The 333-nt window shown below is 65.5% G+C and carries 1 pseudogene; it reads left to right on the forward strand.

What is annotated here, in order from left to right:
- Positions 1 to 333 (forward strand): annotated as a pseudogene (locus EN852_RS37415) (alpha/beta hydrolase); the annotation flags it as partial.

The raw sequence follows: 333 nt of genomic DNA on the forward strand, positions 1-333 counted from the left end.
CTACTGCCTGGATCCTTCGCCCGCCAACCGCGAGGCGCTGCGCGGCTTCCTCAAGCCGGAAGCGGTTGCCTGGCAATACACGCATGGCGCGCCGGCGGAACTGGTCTCGCCCGACGGCCATTCGCTGGACAGCTTCTATCTCGCCCGCCCTGGCAATGAGGAGATCCAGCTCGACCTCTTCGGCGACTACAAGAGCAACGTCGCGCTTTACCCCGCCTTCCAGGCCTATTTCCGCACCCACAAGCCGCCCTTCCTCGCGGTGTGGGGCAAGAACGATCCGTTCTTCCTGCCACCCGGTGCCGAGGCGTTCAAGCGCGACATGCCGGATGCCGT

The sequence above is a fragment of the Mesorhizobium sp. M2E.F.Ca.ET.209.01.1.1 genome (assembly GCF_004010375.2).
GTDB lineage: Bacteria > Pseudomonadota > Alphaproteobacteria > Rhizobiales > Rhizobiaceae > Mesorhizobium.